Raw genomic sequence first — 18209 nt, 5'->3', positions numbered from 1 at the left:
CCGTACACCAGTACGCTGATGCCGCTGGGGCGGGAGGGGAAACTGTGAGCAGTGGTCGCGGCCGTGACCGCATACGACGGCGGCTGACGTTCGGCACCGCCGGACTCGCCGCCGCCCTTCTGCTCGCCCTGGCGGGCCCCGGCGCGGGCACGGCACACGCGGCCGGCCAGGCCAAGGCCACCGCCCTCGCGGGACCGTGTGCCGGGCACAAGGTGCGCACGATTCCGTTCAGCACGGGCCGCATCGAGGTCTTCAAGACCCGCGGCTTCGTCTGCGCCGTCACGATCGCCAAGCGCGGCGGCGCCCGCAAGGCCATGTCGGTCAGCGTCCAGGCGCGCGGCAGCCGCCCCGCCCGCGACCAGGGGCGTTACACCCGCCGGGCGGGCCCGGTCGTGGTGCACGCGGGAAACCGCTGCGTGCGGGTGACGGGGAAGGTCAGCGGGCGCGGGGCCAGTTCGGGCTGGATCCTCTGCTGACGTCCGCGGGCCGCCGGTAACTCCCCCTGGTGTGGACCCAGTTGCTCCGTTAGGTTCCGGGGCATCGCTGTGTCGACAGGGGAGGGTGCATGCGCAAGGTGCTCAGATGGGTGTTGTCGCTCGTGGTGCTGATAGGCACGGTGAGCGCGGCCGGAGCGACGGCCACCGCCGGGGAGCGGGCCCCGACCGGAGAACGGGCCCCGACCGGAGAGCGGGCCACCACCGCGGAACCGGACATCAAGGACAAGCTGCTCGCCATACCCGGCATGAGCCTCATCGAGGAGAAGCCGTACCCCGGCTACCGCTTCTTCGTCCTCAACTACACCCAGCCGGTGGACCACCGGCGCCCCTCCAAGGGCACGTTCAAGCAGCGCCTGACGGTCCTGCACAAGGACACGAGCCGCCCCACGGTCTACTACACCAGTGGCTACGGCCTCTCCACGAACCCCAGCCGCCGCGAGCCGACGCAGATCGTCGACGGCAACCAGGTCTCCATGGAGTACCGCTTCTTCACCCCCTCGCGCCCCGAACCGGCCGACTGGTCCAAGCTCGACATCTGGCAGGCCGCCACCGACCAGCACCGCATCCACCAGGCGCTGAAGCCGGTCTACGGCAAGAAGTGGCTGGCCACCGGCGTCTCGAAGGGCGGCATGACCGCCACGTACTACGAGCGCTTCTACCCGCGTGACATGGCGGGCATCGTCTCCTACGTCGCGCCGAACGACGCGGTCGACAAGGAGGACTCGGCCTACGACAGGTTCCTCGCGCACGTGGGCACCAAGGAGTGCCGCGCCCGGATCCAGGCCGTGCAGCGCGAGGCCATGGTGCGCAGGGAGCCGCTGTCGGAGAAGCTCGCCGCCCATGCCGAGGCGGAGGGCTACACCTTCAAGACCATCGGCACGCTGGACAAGGCGTTCGAGGCCGTCGTGATGGACCTCGTGTGGGGCTTCTGGCAGTACCAGCCCGCCGCCACCGCCTGCGGCACGATCCCCGACGCGGCCACCGTGAGCGACCAGGAACTCTTCGACTACGTCGACTCGGTGGGCGGCTGGTCCTCCTACACCGACCAGGGCCTCGCCCCGTACACGCCGTACTACTACCAGGCGGGCACGGAACTCGGCGCGCCCACCATCAAGCAGCCCTGGCTCGGCGGCCTGAGCCGCTACGGCTACCAGCCGCCGCGGAACTTCGTGCCGCGCGAGATCCCGATGACGTTCGACCCGCGCGCGATGCGGGACATCGACACATGGGTGCGCCACCACGCGCACCGAATGATGTACGTGTACGGCGAGTACGACCCGTACGGCGCCGAGAAGTTCCGCCCCGCGCGGGGCGCCCGGCACGACAACCACGTCCTCACGGCACCCGGCGCCCACCACGGGGCGACCGTCTCGCAGCTCACCCCGGCCGAGAAGGCGAGGGCCACAGAGCGGATCCAGGAGTGGGCGGGCGTGCCGTCCACCTCGGGCAAGCCGCTGGCGGCGTACGACGCGAAGCTGGACCGGCGCGACGTGAAGAAGGAGCAGACGCTGAGGCCGTAAGGCGGCAGATCCAGCCCCTCCGGCGTTCGAGGAGCGGGGTCCGGGGAGGAGGAGCCCCGTGCGCGTCACACCCGCACGGCGCACCCCACGGGCCGGGCACCGCCCAAGGTCACGTACAGGGCGGTGGAAGCGCCGCACGCGTCCCGGCTCCGCACCGCCGACTCCACGCGGAACTCCGGCTCGCGCCGACCGGAACCGTCGCAGGCCGTCTCCCGCACCTCGCCCCGCCCCGCGCCGTAGACGCAGTCGCCGACGAGAGTGCGGGGCCCGCCGCCGCCCCCGGGGTCCCCGGGGTGCGGCGGTTCCAGGTTCCGCATGCAGGCATAGCCCCTCGGGACCGCCCCGTCGCCGTCCTCGTCGACGGCGGGCCTGCTCTCGCTGAGGTGCAGCACGAAGTCCGTGCGCGCCGGGCACGTCGGGCCCCGCCCGGCCTTGCCGCCGTGGCGGGCGACGACGCGGGCCGCCGCCCGCTCGCTGGTGCACGGCACCTCCGTGAACGTGCCGCGCCCGCGCGCACTGCACTCACCCTCGGCGAGGAACACCGCGCCGAAACCGGTGGGGCGCGAGGCCACGGGCGTCTGGTCGTCGATGCGCCCGGAGGACGCCCCGCCGGGACCGCCGCCCTTCTGGCACCCCGTCAACAGCGCGGCCGCGACGGCGAGCAGCAGCGCGGCCACCACCCCCACGACGGCACGCGGCCGCACTGCAATGCAGGCACGACCGCAGGAAAGACTGCAGGCAAGCATCCACTGTCCCCCCGACCTGTGCACTCAGCGTGGCCCGCCGCGCCGGGACCGCGCCAGCCGCGCGGGGCGCTTCGGGGCAAGTCGGCGGTGGTGCGCCGGGGGCGCTTCGTATGCCTCAGTACGTCAGGCCGTGCCCGATCGGGTACAGCACCTGCGCCGGATCGTCCGCCCGCCGCACCGGCACCGGCAGCCGCCCCTGGGGTGCGACGCGGCCCGCGATCACCCGTGCCGCGGCGCGCAGTTCGACGTCCGTCCAGGAGTAGGAGGCGAGGGCGGCGTCGACGGGGGGCAGGTGGGCCACGTCGTAGGGGTTGCGGATCGCGAGGGCGACGACAGGGATGCCGGTGGCCTTGAGGGCGGCCACCAGGGCGGTCTGCCCGTCCTCTTCCGCCCGAGCGGGGCCGGTGGCGGCCCTGTCCAGGGTGGCGTTGGCGGCCTGGGTGTTGTCCCTCGCCGTGGCGGTGTGCGTCGAGACGTTGTACGTCGCCACGAGTACCGCGTCCTTGCCCTGGGCGGCCGCCACCGCCTTCTCGACGGCCGTGCCGTCGGGGGCCGTTCCGGTCGACAGCGCCGTGGCGTGGAAGCCGAGGGCGGTCAGGGTGTCGGCGAGGACCGAGGTCGGCGGGCCCGTCGTGCCGGACGGGGAGCGGGGGTCGGCGCCGACGACGAGGACGTCGCGGTGGGTGTGGGGGGAGAGCGGCAGGAGGGCGTTGTCGTTGTGCAGCAGGGTGGTGGTCGCCTCGGCGATGCGGTCGGCGGCGGCGAGGTGGGCGGGGGAGCCGACGGTTACGTCAACGGCTTCCGGTGCGGCGCCTTGAGGGGCGGATCCACTCCTGGCCCGACCGGCGGTCTCGATCCCGATCCCGTCCAGGAGACCCACCTTCGCCTTCATGCGCAGCACCCGCAGGACCGACTCGTCGACGCGCTCCTCCGTCAGCTCGCCGTCCCTGACGGCCTGGAGCACCGCCTCCCACGCGACCCGCGGCTGCGGCGGGTTGAGCAGCTGGTCCACGCCCGCTCGCAGCGCGAGCACGGCCACGCGGTCGTCGCCGTACTTCGTACGGACCCCGCGCATCGCCAGCGAGTCCGTGGCGATCACGCCGTCGAAGCCGAGTTCCTCGCGCAGGACGCCCGTCACGATCGGGCGGGAGAGCGTCGCCGGGTCGCCCGAGGGGTCGAGCGCGGGCACCACGATGTGCGCGGTCATCACGGAGTCGACGCCCGCGGCGATCGCCGCGCGGAACGGCGGGGCGTCGATGCGGTCCCACTCCTCGCGGGTGTGGTGGATGTGCGGCAGCTCGGTATGGCTGTCGTCCGTCGTGTCGCCGTGCCCGGGGAAGTGCTTGGCCGCGCTCGCGATGCCCGCGCTCCGGTAGCCCTCGATCTGCGCGGTCACGAAACCGGCGACCGCTTCGGGGTCGGCGCCGAAGGAGCGTACGCCGATGACGGGGTTGGCGGGGTTTACGTTCACGTCGGCGTCCGGGGCGTGGTCCTGGTGGATGCCGAGGGCGCGCAGCTCGGTGCCTGCGATGCGGGCGGCCTCGCGGGCGTGCGCGAGCGAACCGGAGGCGCCGAGCGCCATCGCGCCGGGCAGGAGGGTCGCGGGGGCGCCGACGCGGGCGACGACGCCGTGCTCCTGGTCGACGGAGATGAGTACGGGGACGCGTTGTGTGGCGGCCGCCGCCTCCTGGATGCCGCGGGAGAGGGCGGCGATCTGGTGCGGGTCGCGGGTGTTGTGGGCCCAGCCGAAGTAGATGACGCCGCCGAGGTGGTAGCGGGCGATCAGTTCGGCGGCGTCGCGGACGCCGGATTCCCGGAGGTTGGTGTCGACGTCGGAGGGGTCGGGGTCGGTGGCGGTGTGCCCGTAGACGTGCATCACGAAGAGCTGGCCGACCTTCTCCTCCAGGGACATGGTGGAGATGAGGCGGCGGAGCCTGTGGTCGTCGTGGGGCACGGGTGTTCTCCTGCGGGGCGGAGGAAACTTTCGGGGTTCACGGATATCCCGAAGCCTTCCGCCGGTCAAGGAGGGCGGAGGCGGGGGCCGTCACCGGTGCTGTGTAAAGGGGGGCGGGCACCGGTGACGGCGGGCTGCCGGGCCGCAGGCGGCGGAGAGGGAGGTCAGCGCTCGCAGCCAGCAGCGATGCCGACACCGCCATACGGAGACTCAACGGCAGCGTGCCGGTTGGACGGGGCGGCGGGCGGGAGGGTTCCCGGATTCGGGGAAGTGGTGCGTGGGGGGCGGGGGTTGATTCTTGCGACGCGGAAGTGGACCGAGCGGTCAGGCTGAAGTGGACCGAGCGGCGGGGCTGAAGTGGACCGACGGTCAGACTGAAGTGCCCGAGCCGTCAGGCTGAAGTGGATCGAGCGGTGAGGCCGAAGCAGCCTGAGCCATCAGGCTGGTGACGCCTGAGTCGTCAGGCTGATGACGCCCGAGCCGTCAGGCCGAAGCAGGCCGAGCCGTCAGGCTGATGACCCCCGAGCCGTCAGGCTCATGCGCGCCGAGCCCTCACGTCCATGCTGACCCAGCCGTCAGACGGGCCACCGCTCCACCAGCGCCCGCACCGTCTCCGTGATCGCGGGCCGCCGGGACGCCCCCGTCCGCCACAGCGCGTACAGCCGCCGGACCGGCACCGGATCGAGCCGCACCGTGACCGCCCCGCCGGGAATCTCGCCCCGCCCCAGGCGAGGAATGAGCGCCACCCCAAGACCCGCCGCGACCAGCGCGACCAACGTGGGGTTCTCCTCGGCCTGATGGGCGATGTCCGGCTCGCAGCCGGCCTCCCGCAGGGTCCGCACCAGCCACTCGTGGCAGACGAGCCCCGCCGGCTGGGTGATCCAGCGCTCGTCCTTCAGCTCCTCGCGCCGTACGGACGTACGCCCCGCGAGCCGGTGCCCCGCGGGCACGACGAGGTCGCAGAGGTCGTCGCCGATGACGGCCTGCTCGACGCCGGGAGGCGTGGGCAGCGGCGCGATGTCCCAGTCGTGGACGACGGCCACGTCGACCGCGCCCTTGGCGACGAGATCGATGGAGAGGTGCGGATCGATCTCGGTCATACGGGCGTCGAGCGCCGGGTGCCGGACGGCGAGGTCCGCGAGCACCCCCGGCAGCAGCCCCCGCGCCGCCGAGGCGAACGCGGCGATGGTGAGCCGCCCCGCGGGCACCCCGCGCCGCTCCTCCAGCTCGGTCTCGGCGCGTTCCACGATCGTCATCAACTGCTGCGCGGTGTCCGCGAGATGGAGCGCGGCCTCGGTGAGCGCGACGCCCCGGCCCCGGCGTTCGAGGAGGGTCGTGCGGGTCTCCCGCTCCAGCTTGGCGATCTGCTGGGAGACGGCGGAGGGGGTGTAGCCGAGCGCGGTGGCGGCGGCGCCCACGGTGCCGTGCACGGAGACGGCGTGCAGCGCGCGGAGCCGGGCGAGATCGAGCACGGGGGCCTCCCCATCAATTCAGCGTTGCTTCATCCAATCATGCAGAGATCCGTGCTGGTCCTACATGGTGGCGCCGGGTGATCCTCGACGCATGCGACCCGCACATGTCTGTCTCGCCGTCCTCGTCGCCGCCGTCTGGGGCGTCAACTTCGTGGTGATCGAGGTGGGGTTGGACCACTTCCCGCCGCTGCTCTTCTCCGCCCTGCGCTTCCTGGTGGCGGCGCTGCCCGCCGTCTTCTTCGTGGGGCGGCCGAAGGTGGCGTGGAAGTGGGTGGTGGGGGTCGGACTTGTCCTCGGGGTCGCCAAGTTCGGACTGCTGTTCATCGGGATGGACGCGGGGATGCCCGCGGGTCTGTCGTCACTGGTGCTCCAGATACAGGCCGTCTTCACCGCCCTCTTCGCCTTCGTGGCGCTGGGTGAACGGCCCGGCCGCGTACGGGCGCTCGGCATGCTGATCGCCCTCGCCGGGATCGCGGTCGCCGCCGTCGACGAGGGGGAGACCGGCCCGCTCGCCGCGTTCGCGCTGCTGATCGGCGCGGCGGCCTGCTGGGGCGTCTCCAACGTCCTCACCCGCAAGGCGTCCCCGCCCGACGCCCTGAACTTCATGGTGTGGGTGAGCACGGTCCCGGTGCTGCCGCTGCTCGGGCTCTCGCTCCTGTGGGAAGGGCCGTCCAGGGACCTCGCGGCGCTGCGCTCCCTGGACTGGACGGGCGCGGGCATCATCGTCTACGTCGCCTGGATCACGACGGTCTTCGGCTTCGGCGCCTGGGGCTATCTGCTGCGCCGCCACCCCGCCTCCACGGTCGCCCCGTTCTCGCTGCTCGTACCGGTCTTCGGGATGTCCGGCGCGGCGCTCGTCCTCGGCGAGTCGGTGAGCGGCCTGAGGTGGTGCGCGGCCGCCCTGCTGGTGGGCGGCGTCGCGCTGACCTCGTTCTCGAAGGCGGGCGGCGGTGTCAGCCGGAGCGGGACAGCAGCCGCGACAGGTACTCCCGACCCGGCCCAAGGAGCCCCGGCAGCGGCGCCGCGTCCTCGTACCACCGCTTCTCGTACTCCCAGCACAGCCAGCCGTCCCAGCTCTCCGCGCTGAGCACCGCAAGGCACTCGGCGAGCGGCAGGGCGCCGGTCCCGAGCGCCAGGGGCGTCTTGTCGTCCGCGGAGGCGATGTCCTTGACCTGGACGTAGCCGAGGTAGGGGGAGAGGGCGGCGAAGGTGTCGGTGGGGGACTCGTCCCCGAGCCACGTGTGCATCACGTCCCACAGGGCGCCGATCTGGCGGTGCCCGACGGTGCCGAGCACGCGCGTGACGTCGGCGCCGGTGCGGTGCGAGTCGTGGGTCTCCACGAGGACACGTACGCCGGCGTCGGCGGCGCTCCGCGCCAAGGTGCCGAGCCGCCGTGCGGCCGTGGCGTCGGCCTCGTCCGCGCTCTGCTCCGTACCGCCGCCGGGGAAGACGCGGACGAAGGGGGCGCCGAGATCGCGGGCGAGCGACACGAGGGAGTTCACCTCGTCGATGACCGGCCCGTCCTCCCCGGGCTCCGCCACGCGCGCGTACCCCGCGACCCCGAGGATCTCGACCCCGGCTGCCTTGAAAGCGGCGGCCACATCGGCCCGCTCGACGAGCCCGAGCCCGGCATGCACCGGCTCTTCGGGATGCGCCCGGAGCTCGACCCCGTGATACCCGTGCTCGACGGCGAGCCGCAGGACATCGGGAACGGACAAACCCGGCACACCAAGAGTGGAAAATGCGAATTTCATGGTCCGACACTAGGTGCCATGGGCACGGGGTCAACCCCGCCCCCCGCCCGCGGCTCAGCCGAGGTCGCCCGCCTTCGGGAAACCGTCCGTCCTGACGGTGATCTCCCGCCCGGCCAGCGGCAGGACGAGGTCCGTGCCGAAGGGGACCTCCGTCTCCTCCTCGTACGTACCCGTCCGGGTGGGAAGGCGGTGGAGGGCGCAGACCCCGGCCTCGGGGTCGATGACCACGTACACGGGGATGCCGCACTCCGCGTACAGCCGGAACTTCTTGGCGAAGTCGTTGTCCCGGCTGCTCTTCGAGACGACCTCGAGCACCGCCTCCAGGCTGTGCCACTCGAAGCGGCCACGGCTGTTGCGCTCGGCTCCCGGGGCGATGATCGCGAGGTCGGGTGCGTAGCCGTACTGGCTGGACGGGAAGTCGATCATGACGTCCGAGAGGATGTCGCCGTGGGCGGCGAGTTGCTGCTTGATCTGAGGGGCGGCCTCAAGGATGACCTTCCACTGGTACTCGCCTTGCGGCGTCATGATGATCTTCCCCTCGGTGATCTCGACGCGGTAGCCGCGGGGAAGGTTGACGCCGTCCAGTACGTCCCAGGCGCTGGGTGCATCCATGACCATGACTGCCATATGAGCCTCCTTTTCCCGGTGATGTCAACGACATCGGGACCTCGCGGACACGGCGATGCTGATCGGGCGCGGCCCGCCTCTCAGAGGAAGGCCAGCCGCGCTCCCAGCGCCGCGAACGCCGCCGCGAACGTGCGGCGCATCCAGCTCACCACGTGGGGGCGGGAGATGACGTGGCTGCGCATCGCCGCGGCGAAGCGGCCGTACGCCGCGAAGACCAGGAACGTGATCAGCATGAAGTACGCGCTCAGCTCCGTCATGCGCAGGAAGGCGTACGGCTCGTCGGTGCTGACGAACTGCGGCAGGAACGCGAGGAAGAACAGGGTCAGCTTCGGGTTGAGGATGTTGATCAGTACGCCCGTCAGGATCGTGCGGCCCGCCGAGCGCGGCTCGGTCTCCTCCTCGGCGGCGAGGTCGCTCTTGTCCCGCAGCGTGCTACACGCCATGTACAGCAGATAGGCCACGCCCAGGTACTTGATGGTCTGGAAGGCGACCGCGCTGGCGTTCAGGAGCGCCGCGAGACCGGTGATCGCGGCCACCATGTGCGGGACCACGCCCAGCGTGCAGCCCACGGCCGCGATCAGCGCGGCCCGTGTGCCGCGGGAGAGGCCCGCGGCGATCGTGAACAGGACGCCGGTGCCGGGCGTCACGCAGACGACGAGGGAGGTGAGCAGAAATTCCATGCCTTGACCCTGTCGCCACAATGGTTCCATGAACAGGTCCAATGGATCCCCTTCCGACCGGTCCATAACGCCGGATGACGCGCATCCGCACACGCATCCGCACACGCACACGCACGCGCGCCGCCCCGGCGCCACCTCCGACTTCCTCCAGCTGGACCCCCGCCGGGCCCCTCGCGGCGGGCTCGGCGGCTGGCTGGCGGGGGAGATCAGGGCGGCCATCGCGGACGGGCGGCTCACCACCGGCAGCAGGCTCCCCGCCACCCGCGCCCTCGCCGACGAACTCGGCGTCTCCCGTGGCGTCGTCACCGAGGCCTACCGTCGGCTCACGGAGGACGGCCACGTCGCCGGGCGGGGCCGCGGTGGCACCGTAGTCGTCGCCGTCCCACCGCCGTCCCCGCCGCCGTCCCGGCCCACCGGGCGGCCATACACCCCGCCGACGGGCCCCGCGCCCCGCGCCGACCTCTTCACCGCCCCTCCCGACCTCGGCGTCTTCGACGCCATCCGCACCACGCCCGCCCGCATCGACCTCTCCCCGGGCCTGCCCGACCTCTCCGCGTTCCCGCGCGCGGCCTGGCTGCGCGCCGAGCGCTCCGTCCTCGCCGCGCTCACCCCCTCGGACTTCGGATACGGGGACCCCCGCGGCACCCCCGCCCTGCGCGCCGCCGTCGCACGCTGGCTCTCCCAGAACCGAGGGATCATGGCCGACCCGGACGACGTGATGATCGTCAACGGCACGGCCCAGGCGCTGCGGCTGCTCGTCGACGTACTGCGCGCCGAAGGGATCACCGAGTGCGCGGTCGAGGAGCCGGGCTCACTCGGCGTGCGCCAGCATCTGCGGCCGCTCGCCACCCCGCCCGTCCCGGTCGACGCCCACGGCATACGCGTCGACGCCCTGCGCGCCACCGGCGCCCCCGCCGTACTGCTCACGCCCGCCCACCAGTTCCCCACCGGAGTGGTCCTCGGCGGTGAGCGGCGCCGCGAGCTGATGGACTGGGCCCGCGAGGGCGGCCTCGTCATCGAGGACGACTACGACGCCGAACACCGTTACGACCGGCCCGCCGTCCCCGCCCTGCGCGCCCTCCTCCCCGACCAGGTCTGCTACGCGGGCAGCGTCTCCAAGCTCCTCGCGCCCGCCCTGCGCCTGGGCTGGCTGCTCGCACCTGCCACGTACCGGGCGGCACTGGTCGACGCCAAGCGCCTGATCGACCTCGGCAACGCGGCGCTGCCCCAGCTCGTCCTCGCCCACCTGATGGAATCCGGTGACCTGGAACGCCATCTGCGGCTCATCCGCAAGCACCACCGCAGGCGCAGGGACGCGATGATCGAGGCGATCCGCACGCACCTGCCGGGGGCCGTCGTGCACGGCGCCGCGGCCGGGCTGCACCTGATGATCACCCTCGACGAAAGCGCGTACGACGGCCCGGACACCGCCCTCGCCACCGCCGCCCTCGCCCACGGCGTCAAGACGCACCCCCTGTCATGGCACACCCAACTCCCGCACCCCCCGGGCCTCGTACTCGGCTACGCGGCCAGCAGCCCCACGCGGATCACCGAAGGGGTGGCGGTACTGGGCCGACTGGCTCGGTGAGGCGAAAGCCCGGAGGCTCGGAGGCTCGGTCAACCGGCCCGGTGCAGCGGAATCCCTCAGGCGCGGTCCGCCGACCCGGTGAACCTGAGCGCCCCGAACCCGCCTACCGCGGCCCTCCCGTGGACCCCCGCACCATCAACTCCCCGTGCACCGTAGCCACACCCCCCGGCGGCGGCTCCTCCTTGCCCATCGCGATGCGGCCCGCCCTCGCCCCCGCCTCCTGAAGCGGAAGCCGCACCGTCGTGAGCGCGGGGGAGGCGTCGATGCTGAACGGCAGGTCGTCGAAGCCCGCCACCGAGACGTCCGCCGGGATCCGCAGGCCCTTGTCCCGCAGCGCGGCCCCGGCGCCCAGCGCGACCGTGTCGTTGGCGGCCAGCACGGCAGTCAAGTCGGGGGCGCGGCGCAGGAGTTCGTCCGTGGCGTCGTACCCCGAACGCCGGTCGTACGGGCTGTGCACGGTGAGCGCCGGATCGTCCTCGACCCCGTGCGCGGCCAGCGCCTCCCGGTGGCCCTCCAGGCGGTGCCGCGTGGTCGTCCGGCCCTCGGGCCCCGCGAGGTAGCCGATGCGCCGGTGACCGAGGCGCAGCAGATGCTCGGTGAGCCGCCGGCCGCCGCCACGGTTGTCGAAGGTGAGCGCCACCGCCCCGGTGTCCGGCACCGGCGGCCGCCCGCAGAGCACCACCCGCGTGCCCGCCTCCGTCAGCCGCCGCAGCTTCCGGGCGATCGCGTCGGCGTGCTCGGGGTCCTCGCTCGCACCCCCGGTGAGGACCACTGCCGCGGCGCGCTGGCGCTGAAGGAGCGTGAGATAGGTCAGCTCGCGCTCCGGGGAGCCGCCGGTGTTGCAGACCACGGCCATCCGCTCCCCGCCCGCACGCCCCCCTGGCCCCCCGATCTCGGACTGCACCGCACTCGCCATGATCCCGAAGAAGGGGTCGGCGATGTCGTTGACGAGGATGCCGACCAGGTCGGAGGTGGCCGCGGCGAGCGCGCTCGCGGGGCCGTTCAGGACGTAGTCGAGGTCGTCGACGGCCCGCAGGACACGCTCACGGGTGGCGACCGCCACGGGGTAGTTGCCGTTGAGCACGCGGGAGACGGTGGCGGGGGAGACCTGCGCGCGTGCCGCCACGTCCGCCAGGGTCACGGTCATCTCGTCGTCCTCCCGGTCACTGCTCTGTTCGGCCCTGCTCCGGAGCCCTTGTCCGAACCTTGTGCGGCAGGCTAGCTTCTCTGCGGATGGTAAGCGCTTGCTATGCGCCTACGGAGGCGTGTGCGAGCCCTACGGAGGCGCTTGCCACGCACTTACGGAGGCACTCTCGTGACACGCAAGACGGTGCGCATCGCCATGAACGGCGTCACCGGACGCATGGGCCACCGCCAGCACCTCGTCCGCTCGGTCCTGGCCCTGCGCGCCCAGGGCGGCCTCGACCTCGGCGACGGCACCGTGCTGTGGCCCGAGCCGGTCCTGGTGGGCCGCAGGGAGCACGCGCTGCGCGCCCTCGCCGAGGAGCACGGCCTGGAGCACTTCTCGACCGACCTCGACGCGGTCCTCGCCGACCCGGCCGTCGACATCTACTTCGACGCGCAGGTCACCTCGGCCCGCGAGGACGCCCTCAAGAAGGCCATCGCCGCGGGCAAGCACGTCTACACCGAGAAGCCGACCGCCACCGGCCTGGACGCCGCCCTCGGCCTCGCCCGGCTGGCCAGGGACGCGGGCGTCAAGCACGGCGTCGTACAGGACAAGCTCTTCCTGCCGGGCCTGCTCAAGCTGAAGCGGCTCATCGACGACGGCTTCTTCGGGCGGATCCTGTCGGTCCGCGGCGAGTTCGGCTACTGGGTCTTCGAGGGCGACGGGCAGCCCGCACAGCGCCCCTCCTGGAACTACCGCGCCGAGGACGGCGGCGGCATCGTCGTCGACATGTTCCCGCACTGGGAGTACGTCCTCCACGAGCTGTTCGGCCGCGTACGCACCGTCCAGGCCCTGACCGCCACCCACATCCCGCGGCGCTGGGACGAGCACGGCAAGCCCTACGAGGCCACCGCCGACGACGCCGCGTACGGCGTGTTCGAGCTGGATGGCGGAGTGATCGCGCAGATCAACTCCTCCTGGGCGGTACGCGTCCACCGCGACGAGCTGGTGGAGTTCCAGGTCGACGGGACGGAGGGCTCGGCCGTGGCGGGCCTGCGCGACTGCCGCGTACAGCACCGCGGCACCACCCCGAAACCGGTGTGGAACCCCGACCTGCCCGCCACCGACTCCTTCCGCGACCAGTGGCAGGAGGTGCCCGACAACCAGGGCCCCGAAGGGTTCGACAACGGCTTCAAGACCCAGTGGGAGCTGTTCCTCAAGCACGTGTACGCCGACGCGCCCTACCGCTGGGACCTCCTCGCGGGCGCGCGCGGAGTGCAACTCGCCGAACTGGGCCTGAGGTCCTCCGCCGAGGGCCGCCGCCTCGACGTACCGGAGATCGCGCTGTGAGCGCCGCAGCCATGGACACCGGCACCGTCACGCTCCCCGCCGAGGGAGGCGCCACGCGCGCGTACACCCCGCGAACCGAGCCCGCGCGTACGTGCGTCGGCGGCCCCCCGCCCACCTCCCGCACCGTCCTCTCGGCCGCCCACGTCGTCGCCGACCCGCGCGCGGACGTCTCCCCGGACGGCCCCGCCGCCGTCGACTGGGACGCCACGCTCGCCTTCCGCCGCCACCTGTGGGCGCACGGCCTGGGCGTCGCCGAGGCCATGGACACCGCCCAGCGCGGCATGGGCCTGGACTGGGCGGGCGCCGCCGAACTCATCCGCCGCTCGGCCGCCGAGGCGAAGGCGGTCGGCGGCCGGATCGCCTGCGGCGCCGGCACCGACCAACTGACCCTGCCCGCAAGCCTCCCGCAGGTCAGGAAGGCGTACGAGGAACAGCTCGCCCTCGTCGAATCGGCCGGCGCCCAGGCGATCCTGATGGCGTCGCGCGCCCTCGCCGCCACCGCCGCCTCGCCGGACGACTACCTGGAGACGTACGGCCACCTCCTGCGCCAGGCGAGCGAGCCGGTCATCCTGCACTGGCTCGGCCCCATGTTCGACCCCGCCCTGGCGGGCTACTGGGGCTCGGCCGACCTGGACGCGGCGACCGACACCTTTCTGGAGGTCATCGCCGCCCACCCCGACAAGGTCGACGGCATCAAGGTCTCCCTCCTGGACGCGGACCGCGAGATCGCCCTGCGCCGCCGCCTCCCGGACGGCGTGCGCTGCTATACGGGCGACGACTTCCACTACCCCGAGCTGATCGCGGGCGACGACCACGGCTTCAGCCACGCGCTGCTCGGCGTCTTCGACCCCCTGGGCCCGCTGGCCGCCGAGGCCATGCGCGTCCTGGACACCGGCGACGTGGAGGCCTTCCGCGCCCTCCTCGACCCGACCGTCGAACTCTCCCGCCACCTCTTCCAGCACCCCACGCGCTACTACAAGACCGGCGTGGTCCTCCTCGCCTGGCTGGCCGGACACCAGACGCACTTCACGATGGTGGGCGGCCTCCAGTCGGCCCGCTCCCTCCCGCACCTGGCCCGCGCCTACGAACTGGCCGACGGGCTCGGCCTGTTCCCCGACCCGCACCTGGCGGCGTCCCGGATGCGCGCGCTGCTGACCGTCCACGGAGTACCGCAATGAACACCCCGCCGCCCCTGGCCCTGTCGCGCCTGAGCATCAACCAGGAGACCGTCAAACAGCTCTCCCTCCCCGAACTCGCCGAAGGGTGCGCGAAGGAGGGCATCACCGCGGTCGGCCTGTGGCGTGCCCCCGTCCAGGAGTACGGGGTCGAGCGCACCGCCCGCCTCATGCGCGACTCCGGCCTCGCCGTTACCAGCCTGTGCCGCGGCGGCTTCTTCACCGACCCCGAAGGGGCGCCACGCGCGCGTGCCCTCGACGACAACCGCGCGGCCATCGACGAGGCGGCGGCCCTCGGCACCCGCACGCTGGTGCTCGTCTCCGGCGGCCTGCCGCCCGGCAGCCGTGACCTCGCCGGGGCGCGGGAACGCGTCGCGGACGCCCTCGCCGCCCTCGGGCCCTACGCCGAGGAGCGGGGCGTACGCCTGGCGATCGAGCCGCTGCACCCCATGTTCGCCGCGGACCGCTGCGTGGTCTCCACCCTGGGCCAGGCCCTCGACCTCGCGGGACGCTTCCCGGCCGAACAGGTGGGCGTCGTCGTGGACACGTACCACGTGTGGTGGGACGACCAGGCGCCCGCGCAGATCGCGCGGGCGGGCGCGGGCGGCCGGCTGCACGCCTTCCAGCTGGCCGACTGGATCACACCGCTGCCCGCGGGCGTACTGCTCGGACGAGGGCAACTGGGCGACGGGAGCATCGACTTCAAGGCGCTGCGCGCCAGGGTCGAGGCGGCGGGGTACGACGGCCCGATCGAGGTCGAGATCTTCAACGAGGCGCTGTGGGCGAGGGACGGCGCGCAGGTGCTGAAGGAGACGGCCCAGCGCTTCCGCACGCACGCGTGACGCCCGCCCCTGGGCCTACTTCGTCTTCCCGCGGGCCGCCCGTTTCTTGGAGACCATCGCCACCACGACCGGCAGACCCACCTCGATGACGCGGGTGACGGTCGTCACGGGGATGCCGGTCTTCTTGGAGATCGCCTTGGCCACCGGCCCGGCCAGCTTCGCGACGCCGAACATCATTCCCCTTCCCGCTCGGAGGGCCGGGGAGAGCCCGACCGGAGAACAGCACTCATGGGTCAAACGGTACGTCCGCCCGGTGGCGTCGGCACCCGGAAGAAGTCCGCGAAAAATTAGTGGGCAACGCCGTGCAACCCTTTGTGCACCAGGCGTGTCGTACTTGGAGTCAGGGACTTCCCGTGAGGGGGGAACTGGTTCCCGAGGGGATCTGGGGGGATCTCGGGGGGAATCGCGGGGTTTCTGACATAGGGGAGGGATCGAAGGGACCTGGTCGACGGACCAGGTCCCTTCGCCGTTGCTCACAGCCCGGAAGTTGTCCACAGGCTGTCCACGTTGTCGGTGGCGGGCGGTAGCGTCGGATCATGTCGAGTCCAGCTGTGGCGATGGCGACGGTCGAGGGGGTCCTCGAGCGCATCACGTACGCCAATGAGGAGACCGGGTACACGGTCGCGCGCGTCGACACCGGCCGCGGCGCCGGTGACCTGCTGACCGTCGTCGGCTCGCTGCTCGGCGCCCAGGTCGGCGAGAGCCTGCGCATGCAGGGCCGCTGGGGCTCCCACCCGCAGTACGGCAAGCAGTTCACCTGCGAGAACTACACGACGGTGCTGCCCGCCACCATCCAGGGCATCCGCCGCTATCTCGGCTCCGGACTCATCAAGGGCATCGGCCCCGTGATGGCCGACCGGATCACCACCCACTTCGGCGTCGACACCCTCGACATCATCGAGAACGAGCCGAAGCGGCTCGTGGAAGTGCCCGGCCTCGGCCCCAAGCGGACCAAGATGATCGCCGCCGCCTGGGAGGAGCAGAAGGCCATCAAGGAGGTCATGGTCTTCCTCCAGGGAGTCGGCGTCTCCACCTCCATCGCCGTGCGCATCTACAAGAAGTACGCCGACGCGTCGATCTCCGTGGTGAAGAACGAGCCCTATCGCCTCGCCGCCGACGTCTGGGGCATCGGCTTCCTCACCGCCGACCGCATCGCCCAGGCCGTCGGCATCCCGCACGACAGCCCCGAACGCGTCAAGGCCGGTCTCCAGTACGCCCTTTCGAACGCCACCGACCAGGGCAATTGCTACCTCCCGGAGGAGCGCCTCATCTCCGACGCGGTGAAGCTGCTCCAGGTCGACACGGGCCTGGTCATCGACTGCCTCGCCGAGCTGGCGGGGGAGGAGGAGGGGGTCGTCCGCGAATCCCTCCCCGACCCGGAGGGCGGCGACGACATCACCGCCGTCTATCTGGTCCCCTTCCACCGCGCCGAACTCTCCCTCGCCGCCCAGCTGTCGCGCCTCCTGCGGACCCCCGAGGACCGGATGCCCGCCTTCAGGGACGTCGCCTGGGACAAGGCGCTCGCCTGGCTCGCGGACCGCACGGGGGCGACGCTCGCGCCCGAGCAGGAAGCGGCCGTGCGGCTCGCCCTTACCCAGAAGGTCGCCGTCCTGACCGGCGGCCCCGGCTGCGGCAAGTCCTTCACGGTCCGCTCCATCGTCGAGCTGGCCCGCGCCAAGAAGGCCAAGGTCGTCCTCGCCGCCCCCACCGGCCGCGCCGCCAAGCGCCTCGCCGAACTCACCGGCGCGGAGGCCTCCACCGTCCACCGCCTGCTCGAACTGCGGCCCGGGGGCGACGCGGCGTACGACAAGGAGAGGCCGCTCGACGCCGATCTGGTCGTGGTCGACGAGGCCTCCATGCTCGACCTGCTCCTCGCCAACAAGCTGGTGAAGGCCGTCCCGCCCGGCGCCCACCTGCTCTTCGTGGGAGACGTCGACCAGCTGCCCAGCGTCGGCGCGGGCGAGGTGCTGCGGGACATGCTCGGCGCGGAGAGCCCGATCCCCGCCGTCCGCCTCACCCGCATCTTCCGCCAGGCGCAGGAGTCGGGCGTGGTCACCAACGCCCACCGCATCAACTCCGGCGTGCCACCCCTCACGCAGGGCATGAAGGACTTCTTCCTCTTCGTCGAGGAGGAGACCGAGGACGCGGGCCGCGTCACGGTCGACGTCGCGGCCCACCGCATCCCCCGCAAGTTCGGCCTCGACCCGCGCCGCGACGTCCAGGTCCTCGCCCCCATGCACCGCGGCCCCGCGGGCGCCGGGAACCTCAACGGCCTCCTCCAGCAGGCCATCACCCCCGCCCGCCCCGACCTGCCCGAGAAGCGGTTCGGCGGCCGCGTCTTCCGCGTCGGCGACAAGGTCACCCAGATCCGCAACAACTACGAGAAGGGGCGGAACGGCGTCTTCAACGGCACGGTCGGCGTCGTCACCGCCCTCAACCTCGACGAGCAACGGCTCACCGTCCTGACCGACGAGGACGAGGAAGTCCCCTACGACTTCGACGAACTGGACGAGCTGGCGCACGCGTACGCGGTGACGATCCACCGCTCCCAGGGCAGTGAATACCCGGCCGTGGTGATCCCGGTCACCACGGGCGCGTGGATGATGCTCCAGCGCAATCTGCTCTACACCGCCGTGACACGCGCCAAGAAGCTGGTCGTCCTGGTCGGTTCGCGCAAAGCTCTGGGTCAGGCTGTCCGCACGGTCTCCGCGGGCAGGCGCTGTACGGCCCTGGATTTCAGGCTCGCGGGAGGCCGCGGAGCGGGCCCGGGGCGTTTTGATCGATCAAACGAGTCGGAAACGTCACACAGCACTTCCGGAACCGGGGCGAAGGGGGCAGGATGAGCAGGTTGGCGGCACTCAGTGCCGCCAATAGGCCC

General features: G+C 72.3%; 15 protein-coding genes and 1 pseudogene. 8 read left to right on the top strand and 8 right to left on the bottom strand.

Annotated elements, in window-relative coordinates:
* Window positions 1-44: 44 nt before the first annotated feature.
* A complete protein-coding gene (locus tag DMA15_RS12980) occupies window positions 45-476 on the top strand; it encodes a hypothetical protein (RefSeq protein WP_240659776.1) in 432 nt (143 codons plus the stop codon).
* 89 nt (window positions 477-565) lie between these two features.
* Complete coding sequence (locus DMA15_RS12975; protein ID WP_125512921.1) at window positions 566-2017, top strand: aminopeptidase; 1452 nt, start codon at window positions 566-568, stop codon at window positions 2015-2017.
* Window positions 2018-2082: 65 nt separating this feature from the next.
* Here the strand turns inward: DMA15_RS12975 and DMA15_RS12970 are convergent, their stop codons facing one another.
* From DMA15_RS12970 to DMA15_RS12960, 3 genes are all read right to left on the bottom strand, one after another.
* Window positions 2083-2721: a hypothetical protein gene (locus DMA15_RS12970; protein WP_125512920.1), complete on the bottom strand. Its 639-nt coding sequence runs from the start codon at window positions 2719-2721 to the stop codon at window positions 2083-2085.
* A gap of 157 nt (window positions 2722-2878) precedes the next feature.
* Window positions 2879-4675, bottom strand: coding sequence for a glycoside hydrolase family 3 protein (locus DMA15_RS12965; protein ID WP_125517699.1), 1797 nt, complete (start codon window positions 4673-4675; stop codon window positions 2879-2881).
* 617 nt (window positions 4676-5292) lie between these two features.
* Window positions 5293-6189: a LysR family transcriptional regulator gene (locus DMA15_RS12960; RefSeq protein ID WP_125512919.1), complete on the bottom strand. Its 897-nt coding sequence runs from the start codon at window positions 6187-6189 to the stop codon at window positions 5293-5295.
* 91 nt (window positions 6190-6280) lie between these two features.
* On the opposite strand from DMA15_RS12960, the gene DMA15_RS12955 reads away from it, so the two are divergent.
* Window positions 6281-7276 (top strand): EamA family transporter, encoded by a 996-nt coding sequence (locus DMA15_RS12955; RefSeq protein WP_125512918.1) that lies wholly within the window; start codon window positions 6281-6283, stop codon window positions 7274-7276.
* Here the strand turns inward: DMA15_RS12955 and DMA15_RS37445 are convergent.
* The 3 genes and pseudogenes from DMA15_RS37445 to DMA15_RS12940 all read right to left on the bottom strand — a co-directional run.
* Window positions 7266-7943, bottom strand: a pseudogene (locus DMA15_RS37445) (sugar phosphate isomerase/epimerase family protein); the annotation flags it as partial. The gene DMA15_RS12955 and the pseudogene DMA15_RS37445 sit on opposite strands and share 11 nt — an antisense overlap.
* A gap of 54 nt (window positions 7944-7997) precedes the next feature.
* The gene (locus tag DMA15_RS12945) at window positions 7998-8570 is read right to left on the bottom strand and encodes a Uma2 family endonuclease (RefSeq protein WP_125512916.1); all 573 of its coding nucleotides are present in this window, start codon (window positions 8568-8570) and stop codon (window positions 7998-8000) included.
* A gap of 80 nt (window positions 8571-8650) precedes the next feature.
* Window positions 8651-9250: a LysE family translocator gene (locus tag DMA15_RS12940; RefSeq protein WP_125512915.1), complete on the bottom strand. Its 600-nt coding sequence runs from the start codon at window positions 9248-9250 to the stop codon at window positions 8651-8653.
* A 28-nt stretch (window positions 9251-9278) separates the two neighbouring features.
* Between DMA15_RS12940 and DMA15_RS12935 the strand changes: the two genes are divergently transcribed.
* Window positions 9279-10838 (top strand): PLP-dependent aminotransferase family protein, encoded by a 1560-nt coding sequence (locus DMA15_RS12935; RefSeq protein ID WP_125512914.1) that lies wholly within the window; start codon window positions 9279-9281, stop codon window positions 10836-10838.
* Window positions 10839-10941: 103 nt separating this feature from the next.
* On the opposite strand, the gene DMA15_RS12930 is transcribed toward DMA15_RS12935, so the two are convergent.
* Entirely contained in the window at window positions 10942-11985 is a 1044-nt protein-coding gene (locus DMA15_RS12930; RefSeq protein WP_125512913.1) for a LacI family DNA-binding transcriptional regulator, read from the bottom strand.
* Between the two features lie 168 nt (window positions 11986-12153).
* Between DMA15_RS12930 and DMA15_RS12925 the strand changes: the two genes are divergently transcribed.
* Genes DMA15_RS12925 through DMA15_RS12915 form a run of 3 tightly spaced genes read left to right on the top strand, consistent with a single transcriptional unit; the run spans window position 12154 to window position 15331 of the window.
* Window positions 12154-13314, top strand: a complete 1161-nt coding sequence (locus tag DMA15_RS12925) for a Gfo/Idh/MocA family oxidoreductase (protein ID WP_164551750.1) — start codon at window positions 12154-12156, stop codon at window positions 13312-13314.
* 11 nt (window positions 13315-13325) lie between these two features.
* Window positions 13326-14492: a dihydrodipicolinate synthase family protein gene (locus tag DMA15_RS12920; RefSeq protein WP_125517696.1), complete on the top strand. Its 1167-nt coding sequence runs from the start codon at window positions 13326-13328 to the stop codon at window positions 14490-14492.
* Window positions 14489-15331: a sugar phosphate isomerase/epimerase family protein gene (locus tag DMA15_RS12915; RefSeq protein WP_125512912.1), complete on the top strand. Its 843-nt coding sequence runs from the start codon at window positions 14489-14491 to the stop codon at window positions 15329-15331. Before DMA15_RS12920 ends, DMA15_RS12915 begins: the two co-directional genes overlap by 4 nt.
* Window positions 15332-15346: 15 nt before the next feature.
* On the opposite strand, the gene DMA15_RS36640 is transcribed toward DMA15_RS12915, so the two are convergent.
* Window positions 15347-15508, bottom strand: a complete 162-nt coding sequence (locus DMA15_RS36640; RefSeq protein ID WP_164551749.1) for a hypothetical protein — start codon at window positions 15506-15508, stop codon at window positions 15347-15349.
* 359 nt (window positions 15509-15867) lie between these two features.
* Between DMA15_RS36640 and DMA15_RS12910 the strand changes: the two genes are divergently transcribed.
* Window positions 15868-18174, top strand: a complete 2307-nt coding sequence (locus DMA15_RS12910) for an ATP-dependent RecD-like DNA helicase (protein WP_240659775.1) — start codon at window positions 15868-15870, stop codon at window positions 18172-18174.
* Window positions 18175-18209: the final 35 nt, after the last annotated feature.

The sequence above is a fragment of the Streptomyces sp. WAC 01529 genome, assembly GCF_003945545.1.
In the GTDB taxonomy this organism is placed as follows: Bacteria; Actinomycetota; Actinomycetes; order Streptomycetales; family Streptomycetaceae; genus Streptomyces; species Streptomyces anatolicus.
This window is presented reverse-complemented; position numbering and strand designations above follow the sequence as displayed.

Coding starts and splice junctions, on each gene's coding strand:
- DMA15_RS12975 (WP_125512921.1), top strand. CDS start 566: ATGCGCAAGGTGCTCAGATGGGTGTTGTCGCTCGTGGTGCTGATAGGC.
- DMA15_RS12965 (WP_125517699.1), bottom strand. CDS start 4,675: ATGTCCCTGGAGGAGAAGGTCGGCCAGCTCTTCGTGATGCACGTCTAC.
- DMA15_RS12955 (WP_125512918.1), top strand. CDS start 6,281: ATGCGACCCGCACATGTCTGTCTCGCCGTCCTCGTCGCCGCCGTCTGG.
- DMA15_RS12945 (WP_125512916.1), bottom strand. CDS start 8,570: ATGGCAGTCATGGTCATGGATGCACCCAGCGCCTGGGACGTACTGGAC.
- DMA15_RS12940 (WP_125512915.1), bottom strand. CDS start 9,250: ATGGAATTTCTGCTCACCTCCCTCGTCGTCTGCGTGACGCCCGGCACC.
- DMA15_RS12935 (WP_125512914.1), top strand. CDS start 9,279: ATGAACAGGTCCAATGGATCCCCTTCCGACCGGTCCATAACGCCGGAT.
- DMA15_RS12930 (WP_125512913.1), bottom strand. CDS start 11,985: ATGACCGTGACCCTGGCGGACGTGGCGGCACGCGCGCAGGTCTCCCCC.
- DMA15_RS12920 (WP_125517696.1), top strand. CDS start 13,326: ATGGACACCGGCACCGTCACGCTCCCCGCCGAGGGAGGCGCCACGCGC.
- DMA15_RS12915 (WP_125512912.1), top strand. CDS start 14,489: ATGAACACCCCGCCGCCCCTGGCCCTGTCGCGCCTGAGCATCAACCAG.
- DMA15_RS36640 (WP_164551749.1), bottom strand. CDS start 15,508: ATGATGTTCGGCGTCGCGAAGCTGGCCGGGCCGGTGGCCAAGGCGATC.
- DMA15_RS12910 (WP_240659775.1), top strand. CDS start 15,868: ATGTCGAGTCCAGCTGTGGCGATGGCGACGGTCGAGGGGGTCCTCGAG.